At 70.7% G+C, this 15494-nt stretch carries 8 protein-coding genes; 5 read left to right on the top strand and 3 right to left on the bottom strand.

All coding sequences use genetic code 11. The features are described from left to right. The first annotated feature begins 2 nt into the window (after positions 1-2). From KEG38_RS03285 to KEG38_RS03295, 3 genes are read left to right on the top strand one after another with little or no spacing between them, the layout of a single operon-like run. Complete coding sequence (locus KEG38_RS03285) at positions 3-3797, top strand: hypothetical protein (RefSeq protein WP_272417500.1); 3795 nt, start codon at positions 3-5, stop codon at positions 3795-3797. An 11-nt stretch (positions 3798-3808) separates the two neighbouring features. Then, complete coding sequence (locus KEG38_RS03290) at positions 3809-4954, top strand: UDP-N-acetylmuramate dehydrogenase (RefSeq protein WP_272417501.1); 1146 nt, start codon at positions 3809-3811, stop codon at positions 4952-4954. 52 nt (positions 4955-5006) lie between these two features. Next, on the top strand, positions 5007-8381 hold the full coding sequence (locus KEG38_RS03295) for an AAA family ATPase (protein WP_272417502.1): 3375 nt from the start codon (positions 5007-5009) through the stop codon (positions 8379-8381). On the opposite strand, the gene KEG38_RS03300 is transcribed toward KEG38_RS03295, so the two are convergent. The 3 genes from KEG38_RS03300 to KEG38_RS03310 all read right to left on the bottom strand — a co-directional run bounded on the left by KEG38_RS03300 (position 8371) and on the right by KEG38_RS03310 (position 12818). After that, positions 8371-9564 (bottom strand): DUF4384 domain-containing protein, encoded by a 1194-nt coding sequence (locus KEG38_RS03300; protein ID WP_272417503.1) that lies wholly within the window; start codon positions 9562-9564, stop codon positions 8371-8373. The genes KEG38_RS03295 and KEG38_RS03300 overlap by 11 nt on opposite strands. Positions 9565-9612: 48 nt before the next feature. After that, the gene (locus tag KEG38_RS03305; protein ID WP_272417504.1) at positions 9613-11217 is read right to left on the bottom strand and encodes a zinc-ribbon domain-containing protein; all 1605 of its coding nucleotides are present in this window, start codon (positions 11215-11217) and stop codon (positions 9613-9615) included. A gap of 197 nt (positions 11218-11414) precedes the next feature. After that, positions 11415-12818 carry a hypothetical protein gene (locus KEG38_RS03310; RefSeq protein ID WP_272417505.1) on the bottom strand — a complete coding sequence of 468 codons (1404 nt, stop codon included), beginning with the start codon at positions 12816-12818 and terminating at the stop codon, positions 11415-11417. A 151-nt stretch (positions 12819-12969) separates the two neighbouring features. Between KEG38_RS03310 and KEG38_RS03315 the strand changes: the two genes are divergently transcribed. Both KEG38_RS03315 and KEG38_RS03320 read left to right on the top strand, forming a co-directional pair. After that, entirely contained in the window at positions 12970-14865 is a 1896-nt protein-coding gene (locus KEG38_RS03315; RefSeq protein WP_272417506.1) for an OmpA family protein, read from the top strand. Positions 14866-14951: 86 nt separating this feature from the next. Beyond that, complete coding sequence (locus KEG38_RS03320; RefSeq protein WP_272417507.1) at positions 14952-15485, top strand: hypothetical protein; 534 nt, start codon at positions 14952-14954, stop codon at positions 15483-15485. The last annotated feature ends 9 nt before the right edge of the window (positions 15486-15494 follow it).

The following is a 15494-nucleotide window of genomic DNA, read 5'->3' on the forward strand; positions in this document are numbered from 1 at the left end:
CGATGCGCCTTCATTCCGCCCGCCTCGGGCTCGTCTCCGCGGCGCTCCTCGTCGCCGCTTGTCTCGGCCCGACGCCCGTCGCGCCGCAAGCACCGCTGTCCGCCAAGCTGGCGGAGTCGTTTGTCGAGGCGCTCGATGCCGAGGCGGTCGATCCGCTCGCGTCGCAGAAGTACCTCGACGCGATCCATCGGGCCATCGAGAATGCGGGTGATCCCGAGGCGCTCGCCACGGTCGTCGCGTCGCTCGATGCGCTCGTATTCCGGGAAGTCGACGCGCTCGGGTTGCCTGGAGAACAGGCTGTCGCGTATCGCTCGCGGGACGGGATCCCCGCGGTCGTGGACCAGCTACGCGCGGCGTGGACCGAGGCCGGCGAGCGTCTCGCGCAGGGCGGCGATGCGGGCAAGCTCCCGGTGATGCGCGGGATGCTGGCGACGGCGCTGCACGAGCTCGCGATGTACGTGGGGCAAGAGCAGGCGGCGATGGTGTGGGGCGAGCGGCGCGGATGCGCGCGGGAAGCGGCCCTGATCGCGCCGCTCGACTTCGCTGCGCTGCGTGGCCTCGCCGAGCCTTCGCAGGTCGCGCCGACGGGCGCGTTTGGCGCGACGTACCCGGGCGCGCGGCCGTTCTTCGCCGAGGTGGCGCCGCACGTGGTGCGCGCGGACGCGTGCAGGCTCGACGTGAACGCGACGTTCTCGCTGCCGGGCGTGCGCGCGCTCGTGGTCGACATCGAGAACCCGCGCGAGCAGAAGGTGTTTCTGTCGCTCGCGTCGACGTCGGCGGCGGTCGTCGACGTCGCGGGGACACGCGTGCTTCGTCGCGGCTTCGAGGCGGGCGACGGCGCCGTGACGCGGCTGGGGCAGATCGACCTGCCGGCAGGGCGGGCACGTGTGGTCGTGCGGGTCGGTCAGATGAGCGACGGGGATCAGATCGAGCTCGACGTGTGGGGCGACGACGGTCTGCCCTTGCGGCTCCGCGCGCCGAGCGCGGGGGACGTCGCCACGGTGGGCAAGGCCGGCAGCGCGACGCCAATCGAGATCACGTGGGGGAGGCCCGGCGGGACGACGCTCGCGCTGACGACGGCGGCGCTGCTCGGGCTCGGCGAGGCGCGCGACGCCGAGCATCTCCTCGAAGAGCGAGGTTTGCCGGGGACGAGCAGCCCACGCCTGTTCTTGCTGGCCGCACGCGCGACGGCGAAGGCCGACGATCTGCCCGATTCGAAGCAGATCGAGCGGCTGCGCGCCTACACGGAGAAGACGCTCGCGGGCTGGCCGAAGGCCTGGGAGGCGCTCGTGACGCGCGCGGCGCTGACGGAGCGGAGGCGCGTGGTCGAGGGGCTTGCAGACGCGCTCGGCGAGCTCGGCGTGCGTCCGCCGGCGACGGGGCAGCCCGCGGACAAACCCGCGGCCGAGAAGGCCGTGACGGATCCGATGACGCTCACGTACGTGGCAGCGGCGGCGAAGCGCGGGCAGATGCTCGACGTCGCGGAGGATGCGTATCGCACGCTGGAGACGGCCGTGCCGGGATCGCCGCTGCTCGCGCGGGTCGATACGTATCTGCACGGGCGGGTCGGCGCAGATGCGGTGAAGGCGGCGTGTACGGGAGGGACGAGCCGCGCGGATCTCGCGTGCATGTACGCGCATCAGCAGCGCGGGGACACGCGCGCGGCGCTTGAAGAGCTCGGACGCGTGCGGCGCCTGCGCTCGGCGCCGGATGCGTTTCGCGATTCGGAAGTCGGGCTTCACGTGCTCGCGGGAGATCTTGACGGGGCGATCGCGGCCTACGACGCGACGCCGCCTGCGCGCAGGCGTTTGCTCGACGCGCTCGGCTTCGCGGCTGGCAGGAATCGATCCGACCTCGTACGTCCGCGCCTCGAACGTGATCAACGCGTGGCGACCGACGCGCCGTACGCGATCCCGATCCTGCGCCGGATCCTCGCGCTCGAACCGGATCAAGCGCGCGAGCTCGAGGCCGAAGGCGCGCGCCTCGTTTCGGCGGATCGCGCGACGAACGTGATGCCCGGCGCGGGCACGGCGGTGCTGCGGCACGTCGAGCGATACGCCCTGGATGCGGGCGGCGTGCTCCGGTACCTCGTCTACGATCTGCGGCGCGTGTCGGGCACGACGGACGTCGCGGAGGGCGCCGTTTCGTACGGGCCCGCGATCGAGGCAAACGCCGCGCAGCGCTTGCTCCGGCGCCGGATCCACAAGCGCGACGGCCGCGTGGTCGAGCCCGATCAGGTGGCGATGGCCGCGCAAAGCCACAGCGATCTTTCGGAGCTCGAAAAGGGCGACTACGTCGAGCAGATTCTCGAAGGGTTCGTGGTGCCGGACGCGGGCGGGCAGATCGTGGTGGACGGGCCCGATCTCCTGCCGGCCCGCACCGGCGTGCGCGAGGCCGAGATCGAGCTCCGACGCCCGGCCTCGCTCGCGCTCGGCCTCTGGTCGCATCCCTTGCTCGGCAAGCCCCAGGTGCGCACAGACAAAGGCGACGAGATCCGCGTCTGGCGCATCGAGAACAAGGAGCCGCGTCGCATCGAGGACGGCGTGCCGCGGCTCGAACAGTCGGTGACGATCAGCTTCGGCACGCAGACCTGGACGAACCTCGGGCGCTTGCTCGACGATCACGTCCGCGCGCTCGAAGACAAGGATCCGTACGTCGCGCGGTTCGCCCGCGAAGCCGCAGGAACCGTCACGGCGCCGTCGCGCGCGCTCGTCGAGCGTGTGGTCACGGCCGTGGGCAAGCGCGTGAAGGTGCCCGGCGGCGGCGAGCTCTCGGACGTGTCGGCGATGTACGGCACGGGCCCGCAGCAGACGACGGCGCGCACGGTGCTCGAGCTCGGTCAGGGCAGCCGCGCGCTCGTCGTGTGGCGCGCGTTGCGCGAGCTCGGCGTGGACGCGCGCCTCGCGATCGCCGAGACCGAGCCGTTCAGCGGAGCCGCGGATTTCCCGCCGCACGTGGGCCGTTTCCGGTATCCGCTCGTCGTCGCGCGTTTGCCCGAGGGTGAGCTCTGGATCGACGCGGACGTGGATGGCCCGCCGTTGCCTCCGGGACGCGTGAGCCCGGAGCTTCGTGGCCGCAACGCGATCCTGCCCGACGGCAGCCTCGTCACGGTGCAGGGCGACGCGAGCGAGAAGGGCGACGAGATCGAGATCCGGCTCGCGCTCGACGCGTCGGGTGTCGCGCGTGGCACGTTCTCGATCGCGCTGCGCGGGCGCGAGGCGCAGTCGCTCGCGGACTCGCTCGACATGGTCGTCGGCACGGATCGTCGCGAGATGTTGCGCAACGTGGTGCTCACGTGGGTGCCCTGGGCCGACGTCGAGGACGTGGAGCTCGGATCGAGCGAGGGATCGTGGGAGGTCTCGGTGCGCGCGAAGATCGCGATCTTCGGCTACTCGCAGCCCGAGACCCGCGACGGCAAGACGTGGCTGCTTCCGGGCCTCGAACCGATGCACCTCGCGCGGGGTTTTTCGAGCACGCTCGCCTCGTTCTACGCGTCGCGCGCGGGCCGCGAGAGCGCTCTCACCATCGACAGGCCGCTCCAGTACCGCGTGCGTCGCCGCATCGAGCTGCCCAAGGGCGCCACGATCGCGCGCGCGCCGGCGTCCGTGAAGGTCGCGCACGACGGCTTCTCGGCTTCCCGCGCGGGGACGTACAAGGAGGGCGTGATCGAGGAGTCGTTCCTGCTCGATCTGCCGACGGGCACGGTGTCGGCGAACGATTACGACAGCTTCGTCGAGCGCGTGCGCGCCGTGGACGACGGGTTCATGGCGGGCACGCGCGTGAAGGTGGCGCCCTGAGCCTGCGTACGATGCGTCCTCAGCCGCCCGAGTCGGCGCGCGCGCCGATGGGCATGCTCTTCGACGTGCCACTCGCGCCGCGCACCACACTCGGCGTCGGCGGCCCGGCCGCGCGGTACGTCGAGGCACGCACCGAGGAGGCCGTGCAAGACACGCTCGCCTGGGCGCGCAACCACCGCCTCGACGTCACCGTGCTCGGCGGCGGCTCGAACGTGCTCGTCGCGGATCGCGGCGTCGACGGCCTCGTCCTGCGGGTCGCGGTCTCCGGCGTGAACCACGCGATCGAGGGAGATCGCGTCACGCTGAGCGCGGGCGCGGGCGAGTCGTGGGACGCGATCGTCGCGATGACCGTCGAGCAAGGCTGGGCCGGGCTCGAGTGCCTCTCGGGCATCCCGGGCGACGTGGGCGCGGCGCCGATCCAGAACATCGGCGCGTACGGTCAGGAGGCGGGCGACGTGATCACGTTCGTCTACGGCATCGATCGGCGCAGCGGCGCGACCGTGGGCATCGATCGGCTCGGCTGCCGCTTCGGGTATCGCGACAGCGTGTTCAAGCGCCGGGCGAGCGGAAGGTTCGTGATCGTCGGCGTGACGTTTTCCCTTCAGCGCGGCGGCTCGGCGGCCGTGCGGTACGCCGAGCTCGATCGGTACCTGCGCGAGATCGGCGCCGGCCCTTCGCCCTCGCTCGCGGAGGTGCGCAAGGCCGTGCTGGAGCTGCGCCGTCGCAAGTCGATGCTCGTCGAGGCGGGTGATGAGAACGGGCGCAGCGCCGGTTCGTTCTTCGTGAACCCGACGCTCGACGAGGCGGCCTTCGCCGAGGCCCGCGCGCGCATCGAGGCTGCGAACGTGCTCGAGCCCGGCGAGACCCTTCCGCAATTCGTCGCGGGCCCGGGTCGCGTGAAGATCCCGGCCGCGTGGCTCATCGAGCGCGCTGGGTTCAAGAAGGGCACGGCCGACGGCCCGGTCGGTCTGTCCACGCGCCACGCGCTTGCGATCGTCAATCGCGGCGGCGCGACCGCCGAGGACATCCTCCGCTTCGCGCGCCGCATCCGCGACGGCGTGCTCGCGCGCTTCGGCGTGCGGCTCGTGCCGGAGCCCGTGATGCTCGGCTTCCGGCCCGAGGAGGTCGAGGACCTCGTGGGGCACCCAACGACCTGATTTTACGGCGTGTTCTGCCGCCGCGAAGACGGCTACGCGCTACGCTATCGCCGTGGTCGAACCCCTGGACGAAGGCGAGGCCTCGGAAGAGGCGCGCGACGATCTCCCCGCCGACGAGGGGAACTCGGAGCGACGCACCTTCCGCAGCCTCCGGCCGCCCAAGCCGCTCGACGAGGACAAGCTCGACGAGCTCGCTGCGTGCATCGCGACGATGCCCGAGCCCGTCGCCACACTCGCCGTCGGCGTGGAGATCGCGCGGGCCGAGGGGGACGCGACCGGCGTGCGCAAGCGCCTCTTCGAGCTCGGGATCGGCATCGTTCGTTATGGATTCTCCATCGGCCTCGCCGCGCTCGTGGCGAAGCTCGGCGGCGCGGCGGCGCCGAGGCCTTTGGCAGAGGCGCTCGCGCGGGCGGCGCGGATCTCGGATGGGATGTGGTGCGAGCTCACGCGCACCGTCGGCAACGCGCTGAAGTCGTACGACCCGGCGCTCGCGCAGATGCTTGCGTTCACCTCGCAGCGTCCGCTGACCGAGCTCGTTTCTGCTCGTAACGATTTCATCCATCGGGGCGGCTCCGGTGACAACGCGCTGGAGAAGCTGATGGCGCTCCTCGAAAATACCGAGGCGCTCCTGTCGCTGTCGCTTCGGTGCGTGGTGTCGCTCGATCCGTCGACGTACGAGGCGCGCATGGGCACGCCGCTCCGGGGCGGGGTTTGGCGCAAGACGAAAGGCGCGCTGCCCGCGGGCGTCGAGGCCGGCGTGGCGTACGTGGTGCGCGAAGACGGGACGTGGATGCCCGTGTCGCCGTACCTGCCGCTCGTCGACAAACGGCTGCTTTTCGCGGACGGCCCGCACGCGCCCGGCAAGCCGTGGCGCTGTACCGATCCGGAGATCGGCGAGCACCGCGAGCATCCGCCGATCGATCGCGCAGTTCGCAAGCTCGTGGGCGAAGATAAGAACGCGCCGCAAGAGCTCACGGACAGGCCACGCCTCGTCGGTCGGGACGCGGCGGTGAAGGTGCTCGAGCGCGCCGCGGAGGAGGCGGCCGCAGGCAGCGTGCGCGTCGCGCTCGTGACGGGATCGTTCGGCGTGGGAAGGACACGCGTCGCGGACGAGATCGTCGCGGCGGCGGCGGCGTACGGGTTCGGGCGCGTGATCGACGCGCGTTGCTCGGTCGAGCGCAGGACGCCCCTCCGCGCGCTGCGCACCGCGATCGAGGGCGTGAAGGGGCTCGGTCGCATGCGTGATGCCATCGAGCGCGCGCTCTCGGTCGAGGCCGCGATGACACGCGCCGCGCTGGAGGCGTCGATCGAGGCGATCGAGGAGGCGCTCGTGGAGGCGAGCCTCGAAGAGCCCACGGTGCTCGACATGGACGACGCGCAGTGGGCGGACGAGCACACGCAAGGGCTCTTGCGCATGCTGACGGATCGAGCGATCCGCAAGGGGCGTGGGCGGCTCTTCGTCATCGTGACCGTACGCGACGAACCGAACCCGAGCGTCTCGCTGCGGCGCTTCGTGGGTCGCGTCGAGCAAGGCATCGGCGCGGGTGCGACGCGCGTTATGCTCGACGCGCTCTCCACGAAGGATGCCTCCGCGCTCGTGCAGAACGTCGCGCCGATCGCGAAGGACATCGAGCGTGCCGTGGTCGAGGGCGCGGGCGGCGTGCCGTTTTTCCTCGTGCAGCCGCTCCTCGTGTGGAACGAGACCGGCGCGCTCGTCTGGCGTGACGCCGCGTGGCGACCGCGCGACGAGTCGATCTTGCGCGCCTCGGTGCCGGGCGTGCGGGACCTTTTGCGTGCGCGGCTCGACTCGTTCTTCGATCCGGGATCGGACGGCGAGCGGGCCGCGCAACACGTGCTCGCGTGCGTCGCGCTCTACGGCTCGGGTTTGCCGGTGGAGCAGCTCGTCGCGGCTGTGGAAGCCGCGGGGACGAACGCGCGGAGCGTGGAGCAGGCGCTCGAGTTGCTCGTCGAGTCGGGCCTGCTCATCGTGCGCGGCGAGCGGCAGGAGCACGGGTTCGCGCAGGAAATCGTGCGGCAGGCGGCGCTCGAAGACGTGCGGCAAAAGCCGTGGTTCCGGCGCACCCACCGGAGTCTGCTCGAAGCCGTGGGACGGAGCGAGGTGGCCGAGGAGAACGCGGCGTTCCTCGCAGCCGGTCACGAATCGCTCGGCGATCGTGAGGAGGCCACGCGCTGGTACGGCAAGGCCGTGGCGAAGGCGCTCGCGGGCGGTGAGTTCGAACGGGCGATCGAGCTCGCGGAAAAACTCGCGCAGGTGGCAAAGGGGGCCGAGCGCGCGCGCGCCGAGCTGCATGTGGTCGACGCGCTCTTCCGCGCGGGTCGCGCGGCCGAGGCGAAAGATCGGCTGGAGAGGATCCACCTCGACGGCGTCGTGGACATGGGCGTGCGGCTCGAAGCTCGTGTGCTCACGCTCGCGATTGCCGCGATCCTCCGGCACTTGCCGGCCGACCACGACGCCTCGCTCGTCGCCGACGCGGACGCGCATGGCGACCTCGTGTTGCGCATCGAGACGCGTCTCGCGGCGGCTCGCCTCGTGCGTGGGCGTCGCGGTCTCGTACTGGCCGAGGAGGCGATCGCGCTCGCGGCAGACAGCCCGCTGGAGCTCCGCTACCGCGCCCTCGCGATGCGGCTCGAGCTGCTCCTCGAGGTCGATCCGAGCGACCAGAGGCGACTCGTTCGGGCCGTGGAGGCGGCGCGCGCCGCGGCGCGGGAGCTGAAGTCGCCGTGGGCCGAGCTCGATGCGGACAACTACCTGGCCATCGCGCACATGTACGCGTCCGATTTCGCGAACGCCGTGCGCCAGTTCGAGAGCATCGCCGAGCGGGCCAAGACGTTCAAGTTCGGGAAGCTGCACCGCGAGGTCCTCGTGAACATCGCGACCACGCACCTCCGCGCAGGGAACCCGGTGCAAGCGGCCATGGCCGCGAAGCTGGCGGCGGAGACCGCGCGCGCCGCGGGGGACCACGTCGCGCTCACGGGCGCGCAGTCGGTTTGCGCGGATGCGCTGCTCCAGAGCGGTGATCTGGAGAGAGCCAAGGCGTCCGCGGACGAGGCGATCACGCTCGCCGTCGCAGCGGGCCACGACTATCACGCGATCGTGACGATGCTCCGCCGCGCGGAGATCCGATCACGGCTCGGAGATCCCTCGGCCAGAGCCGACGCCGAGCTCGCGCGCTCGCGCGCCGAAGCGGCCGGGGACGCGGACCTCGTGGCCCGCGCGGAGCTCTGGTCGAGCCTCTACGTCACGCGTGACGAGACCGACACCGCCGCGACGGCGAGGATCCTCGACGAGGTCGTGCGCAGCGTGGAGGCGCGGCAAGCCTCCCTTCGCGTGCCGACGCGGCGACTTCTCGAGGAGGCGCGGCGGCGCGCCGAGGCCGCTTCGAACCCAGGCGCGATCACTCGATGACCATGCCCCCGCGCGTGCGTGCACGCTCGATGACCATGCCTCCGCGCGTCTTTGGCGCCGGCAGCTTCGCGTATTTCTCCGCCGCGTCCTTGTAGGCCGCGCCCTCGCTCGTGTGCTGGAACGAGAACACCTTCAGGAGGAGCCCATCGCCCGGCTCGGTGCGCGCCATGAACGACGGAGGCTTGCTCCCGGGCTTGCTCCCCGACGCACCGCTGAGGTCGAGCTCGAGACCACGGATGCGTGGGCACCTCTCGAGCCCGGCGTCGCGGCACTTCGAGTCCTTCTTCGCGCCTGCGCCCTCGACCGGCAGGTGCTTCATCCCGTCGAGGAGCTTGTCGTCCTTGATGCGCGTGACCTTCCCGTCACGCACGCGCGCGAGCGCCTCGTCCAGGTTCTGCAGCGGCGTGCGCGACGCGGCGATGTAGATGTCCTCGAAGCCGAGGTCCTTGTCGTTCAAACGGAACCTGAGGTCCCCGTTCGGGATGCGTGACGCGAGGCTAGCGTCGAGCGGGTTCTTCGTGCCGATCCGCTCGTCCGGGAAGAGCACCGTGAGGCCACTCGTCGCGTTGTTCTGGAAGATGTAGACGTACGCCCGCGGCTTGACCTCGACCTTGAAGAACACGCGCGTGTTCGTCGGCAGCGGTTCGTCCGGCTTCACGGTGCGCGTCCCGCCGCCCGCGCTCTCCGGTAGCTCCGCCTCCATCGACAGCGTGAGCGTCAGCTCTTCCTTGCGCTCCGCCTCCGGCACCGTGTGCTGGTACAGCGCGTCGAGCGCGGCTTGCCGCTCCTCCTCCGAGGACGCCTGTTTCACCGCCGCGACCAGCGAGCCAACGGGAGTGAGGAGCTTGAGGAGCGCCTTTTTCTCCTCGTCGTACGTCGCCTTGTCGATCGCACACGCGTTGTAGTCGCGGCAGAGGCGCGTGTGCGCCGCGACGAACTTTTCGGTCTCCGCCGAGATGCGACGGATCGCGACATCCTCGAACGACGCCGTGTCCGAGGCGAGGTTCAGGACACCGATGTCGCCCTCGGGGATCTCACTCGAGCAGTCGATGGAGGGACGCACCTCCGCACCACACGCGACGCTGCTTGGGCTCCTCGCCGCGCATGACGCGCCGGCGAGGGCGATGCCGGCCACGGCGAGCACACCGAGGCCGAGGTGCACGAAGCTTCGGCGTTGGGACATGGCTGCCGAGGGTACGGGGAAGGGCCCGCGTTTGCGAGCCCCGGGCCGTCAATTGATCGTGAAGGACTTGGTGACGCTGACGGGCGCGCCGTCGAAGGGCGGGACGCGCGCGCCGCGGAAGACGCCGGCCACGCAGCCGCCGACCGACGTGCCCGCGAAGGGCGGGCCTTGCACCTGCGCCGAGGTCACGTTGCCGCTCGGCGCGAACGTCACCTTCACCTTGCCGGTGCCCGTCGGGCCGTCCGGCGTCTTGCAGCTCTTCGCCGCGCCGGCCGCCGAACCGAGCGCCGACGAAGCCGCACCGCGGTTGAACTCCTTGCCGCCCTCGGCAGGCGGAGGCTCCGCCGTGGGCGCGGCCGTCGCGGTCGGCGCCGCCGTCGTCGCTGTAGGCGCGGCCGTGTTGTTGGGCTTCGGGCCCGTGCCGCCGATCGGGCCGCCGCCGCTCGATCCGACCTTCGTCGTCGTGTCCGTGGTCGGCGCCGCGCTCGTCGTCGTCGAGGGCGCCGCCGCGATCGTGTCCGTGGGCGCCGCGGTGGGCGTCGTGGGCGCGGCGGACGCCGTGGGGGTCGCCGACGTCGTCGTGTTCTCGGTCGTCATCGTGTTCTGCGGCTGTCCGCGCAGGAGGAAGAACGCGGCCGCGCCTGCGACCACGATGCCGAGCGCGATGCCGATGACGAGGCCCGCCGAGCTCTTCTTCTGCTCGGGCACCTGCACCATCACGACCTGCGGCACCTGCGTGCCGGTCAGCGGGAGCTGCGTGCCCGTGAGCGGCACCTGCGTGCCCGTCATCGGGAGCTGCGTGCCCGTCATCATGGCCATCATCGGCTGCTGAGGCGGCTCCACGACGGGCGCCATGAGCGGAGGCGGCGCGAGCATCGGCCCGCCGAGGCCGCCGCCGCCGAGGTTCATGATGTCGTCGAGGCCGCCGCGGCCGTCCTTCTTCTTCGGCTCGTCCTTCGTGGCGGCCTTCTCGGCCGCAGTGAGCGCCGAGAGCGAGAAGAGCACCGAGTTCTCGTTGCGCTCGCCGACCGCGTTGCCCTTCGGCCCCGCGGGCGGCACTGAGGCGCGCGCGGGCTCCGGCTCGCCCTTCGACGAACCGAAGAGATCCTGACCCTGACGACCACCCGTCTTGCGCGCCGCCGCCTGGGCCCGCGCGGCTGCGGGTGCACCCGCGCCTTCGGGCATCATCAGCGTCGCGTTCATGTCGTCCCCGGGCGGCGGTGCGGCTGCGGCGACTCCGCTGCTGCGACCGACAGCCGCCATGAGCTCGGCGACCTGCGACAGCGGCAGCCAGTCCGACATGCCGTCCTTCCAGACGTACGTGTCGTTCGTGACCGTGCCGGCTGCGTACGCGGCTGCGATCGCGGCGGTCGACATCGTGCGTTGATCGTCGTCGCCGACGTTGACCGTCCACTCCTCGCCACCGCCGCCGCCTGGTGCGGCTGCGTTCGCATCACCCGAGAAGACGCGGGTCGCCCCGTCGTCTTCGTCTTCGTATTGGCCCCCCTGGCCGTGTGCGTCGGGTGCGGCTTCGTTCGCGTTGACGACGATGGCCGAGCCGCACTTCTTGCACTTGATCTTGACGGTCTTACCGACGACTTTTTCGTCGGCGATCGTGTACTTCGCCTGGCACGACTGACACGTAATCTTCATGGGGAAAGCTGCCCTTCCGGGTCTCGCGCACGTGCACGAACGATCGTCTTGCTCTCTCGCCGAGGACCTCGGGTCCGGTCGTTACCGGCCTCTCCGTACGCCGTCACAAAGCATAACGGTTTCGCACGAGCGCGATCAAGCAACCTACAGCTGCTCCTCCGACGTGCGAGTCAGCCGCCCGGGTCTACCGATGGACATCACCGGTTCAGCGGCACCAGCGTCGTGCCGTCTGCCCCACAGAACTGCGCCTCCGCGCCGTAGCGCTCCCCGCACGTCGGGCAGACCTTCCCGGACGGCGCCACCGCGCGTGTAGGGGTGGATCGTGCCGGGGCCTGGGCCTTCGGGGCCTCTGCCTCGCTGTCCTCGTTCGCCTCGGCCTCCGCTTCTGCCTCGGCTTCCGTTTCCTCGTGAGGCTCGGTTTCCGCCTCGGCTTCCGCCTCCGCCGGCCTCCGCCCGCGCCGCATCAGCACGAGGCCCGCGAAGCCGAGGGCGAAGGCGAGGCCGATCACGATCGCCACGAACGTCTGCTTGCGTTCCTGGCCGACGTCGTCCGCGACTCCCTTGCGCCCGCCCACGGCGCCCGTGGCGATCACCGCTACCGCGCCTTGCTCGGACCCCTGCGGGTCGAGCGTGCCTGCCGAGAGGAGCGCGTCGTACTTCGTCGGGCTCGTGATCTCCACGGCGACGGGCACGCCCTTGCCGGACACCGTCGCCACGAGCTCGACCCGCCCCTCCTCGGCGCCTTCGGCCACCGTGACGGTCCCGCTCCCGTCGACGGTCACCTTCGCCGCGAAGGGACCGGGCGTCACCGCCCACGTCGGCTTGACCCAGACCGCGCAGCCTTCGCTGTCCGTGACCACGGTTCGGAAGGAAAAACGATCCCCCGGCCGCAGCGTCTTCCTCGCCGGGTACACCTCGAGGCGCGCCGGGTCTCCCGCCACCTTGCACACCTTCGGCGGCGCCTTGGGTGCGGGCACCGCGGCGCTCGCGGCGGCGCTCGGGGGTGGGCTCGGGGGCGGGCTGGAAGGAGCTGCGCTCGCGGAGGCGCTCGCCGATGCGCTCGGCGCCGCCTCTTCGCCGTCGCGCTTCACGAGCCCGAACGATCGCGACCGGCTCGCCGTCGCCGTGCACGTCGCGCCTTCGGCCGTGACCTTGTGCTCCGACGTCTCTTGCATCGTGATCGACGTGTCCGTCGCCGACACCGTCGTCGTCACGGTGATGCGTTGCTTCTCGTTCGAGAGGCTGCACCGCGTCCGCCAGAACCGCCCGCCGCCCGACTGCGAGTGACTCACGCGCCCGAGCCCCGGCGCTTGCTCCCAGCACTCGGCCGTGCTCCAGGCGCGCCCCGCGCCCACGATCGACAGCTCTCCGCCCTGCTCGCGGATCTGCACCGATCCGCCGCCTCCGCCTTGGCCCTTCGGCTTCGGCCCGCAGGCATCCACCCATCCGCCTACGGACCAGCTCTCCGATACGGAGCTCGCCGACCACGACCCGCTCAGCGTGGGTTTGCCCTGGGCGCTCGCGCTCGCTGCGAAGGCTGTCGTCGCGGCGATCACGAGGGCCGCGAGCGAGTGACGTGCGAAGGAGCGAGGGCGGCGCACGGCCGAGCACGGTAGCAGATCGACGGAGAACGTGGACGGAGAGGGCCGCGCGATCCTTGCGATCCTTTTGCAGTTGTATAGGCCTGGTGATACGAGTTTTTCAGGCTTCCGCGAAATCGCGCTTCACGATCCGCCTGACGAGGACCGAGTCATGACGACCCTTGGCTTGCTCACCGGCCTGCGTCGCCGCCCTGTCGCGACGCTCGTGGCGCTCTCCGCGCTCCTCCTCCTCCAAGCCGAGCCCGCGAGCGCGCAGACCACGAGCACCGAGCGTATCCCCGCGTCGAACGGCGAGGGCGCCGACCTGCACCTCTTCCGGCCCGCCGTCGACTCGCGTGGCTTCTTCTCGGTGAACGGCGCGGGCGTCCTGCCCGGCAACGCCATCAGCTTCGGCCTCGTCCTCGACTACGGCAGAAACCTCCTCGAGCTCGCGTCCGGCCACGGCTCCGACTACCTCGTCGACCACGCCCTGCAGGGCACGTTGAGCTTCAACTACGGCATCGCCGATCGGCTCGTCCTCGGCCTCACCGCGCCCGTCGTCCTCAACTACGGCACGGGCGTCACGGACATCGGCCCGGGCGCCGCCGGCAACTACGACGACGACGGCCTCACCGCGGAGGCCCTCGGCCACATCGCCCTGCACGCAAAGCTCCGCCTGCTCTCGCCCGACGGACCCATCGGCCTCGCCCTGCTCGTCCAGGGCGGCTACGGCATCGGCGGGCAACGCAACTTCGGCGCGGATCCCGGCTTCTTCTACTGGCCCCAGCTCATCGTCGAGAAGCAGTTCGGCAAGACGAACGTCGTGCGCCTCGGCCTGAACGCCGGCTACCGCGGCCACACTGGGACAAACCCCACGTTCGGCCTCGATCAGGCCGGACTCGCGCAGCTCAAATCGGGCGTTTTCCAGTACGGAAACCTCGGCACCGGCGGCTTTGCGGCGAGCGTGCGCATCGGCGACAAGTTCGACATCACGGCCGAGACCTACGCGAGTTACCTCCTCGGCGGCGACTCCGACGCGAAGCAACGCCTGAGCGCCGAGGTCCTCGGCGGCTTCAAGGTCTTCATCCAGAAGAACTCGTACCTTTCTCTCGCGGGCGGCGTCGGCTACCTGCCCGGCTTCCAGTCCGCCTCGCAGCGCGGCATGCTCGCGTTCGTCTTCGAACCCTTCGAGGAGGACCGCGACAAGGACGGCATCCCCGACGACGTCGATCAATGCCCGAGCGATCCCGAGGACAAGGACGGCGACGAGGACACCGACGGCTGCCCCGAGGACGATCCGGTCGACGAGCCCGTGCAGGTTCGCAGCGGCGATCGCGACGGCGACGGCATCCTCGACGCCGAGGACGGCTGTCCGGACAACGCCGAGGACAAGGACGGCTTCGAGGACACCGACGGCTGCCCCGAAGAGGACAACGACAAGGACGGCATCCCCGACGTGCGCGACAAGTGCATCAACACGCCGGAGGACAAGGACAACTTCAAGGACGACGACGGTTGTCCCGAGGACGACAACGACGCGGACGGCAAGGCCGACGCCGAGGACAAGTGCCCGGACGAACCCGAGACGTACAACGGCAAGGACGATGAAGACGGCTGCCCCGACAAGGGCAGCGTCATCGTGCAGGACAACAACGTGCTCATCCTGGAGAAGATCCTCTTCAAGACGGGCAGCGCCGAGATCCTCGCGCAGTCGCTTCCGATCGTGGACGCGGTCGCCGCCACGCTGAAGGGCAACCCGAGCCTGAAGCTCCTCGAAGTGCAGGGCCACGCCGACGTGCGCGGCGCCGAGTTCGCGAACGTGAAGCTCACGCAGGCCCGCGCCGAGTCCGTGGTGAAGGCGCTCATCGAGCGCGGCGTCGACGCGAGCCGCCTGCGCGCCATGGGCTACGGCCCGTTCTGTCCGGTCGATCCCGCGAACAACGCCGTCGCCTGGGACAAGAACCGCCGCGTCGAGTTCAAGATCGTCCGGACCGACGCCGGTCCCACGGGCGTCGAGCTCGGCTGCGAGAAGGCGCGATCGAAGGGGATCAGCTCGCCTTCGCCCTGAAGCGATTCCTCTCTGGAAATCGAAATCGAGGGGTTCGGCGCCCGCGCCATTGCTCCTCCGCATTGACGTGGCCCCGCCGCCCCGCAATGCGCCGCATCTTCGCGCCGCGTGCCGTCGCCTTGATTTATCGTCTCTTCATGATGAACCTCCGCGCCCTTCCTGCCTTCCTCGCGCTCTCCTCGCTCCTCGCGGGGTGCATCGGCGAGAACGAGGACATCCTCTTCGTGGAGCCGCGCATCGAGGCGCCGACCGCCGACGTCAAAGCCGGCGTGCTCGGCGCCACGATGACCGGCTCGTTCACGCTCAAGCTCGTGCTCGGTCCACGCGCGAGTGGGCCGAGCACCGTGCAGCTCGGCGCGGTCGCCATCACCGACGCGCCGAACCAGCAGTCCATCGTGTCGGGTTTCTCGCTCATCTCCACGCAGCCGTTCCCCGTCACCGTGCAGCCGGACAGCGAGGTCACGATCGACTTCGAGCTCGACGAGACGATCTCGCAGGAGACCGCGGACACGGTCTGCTTGCCCGCGGGCGTTCGGATCGCCGGCACCATCCAGGACAGCCTCGAGGTCGGCGCCACCTCTGTCGCCTCCGACGTGTTCAAGCCGACCGGTTGCCCGTAAGGCCGCAGG

It is taken from the genome of Polyangium jinanense, from assembly GCF_028435265.1.
GTDB classification, from domain to species: domain Bacteria; phylum Myxococcota_A; class Polyangia; order Polyangiales; family Polyangiaceae; genus Polyangium; species Polyangium jinanense.

Bases quoted from the DNA above. Each gene is read 5' to 3' on its own strand.
- KEG38_RS03320 (WP_272417507.1), top strand. From the start codon at position 14,952: ATGCGCCGCATCTTCGCGCCGCGTGCCGTCGCCTTGATTTATCGTCTC.
- KEG38_RS03285 (WP_272417500.1), top strand. From the start codon at position 3: ATGCGCCTTCATTCCGCCCGCCTCGGGCTCGTCTCCGCGGCGCTCCTC.
- KEG38_RS03300 (WP_272417503.1), bottom strand. From the start codon at position 9,564: ATGTCCCAACGCCGAAGCTTCGTGCACCTCGGCCTCGGTGTGCTCGCC.
- KEG38_RS03305 (WP_272417504.1), bottom strand. From the start codon at position 11,217: ATGAAGATTACGTGTCAGTCGTGCCAGGCGAAGTACACGATCGCCGAC.
- KEG38_RS03290 (WP_272417501.1), top strand. From the start codon at position 3,809: ATGCGTCCTCAGCCGCCCGAGTCGGCGCGCGCGCCGATGGGCATGCTC.
- KEG38_RS03315 (WP_272417506.1), top strand. From the start codon at position 12,970: ATGACGACCCTTGGCTTGCTCACCGGCCTGCGTCGCCGCCCTGTCGCG.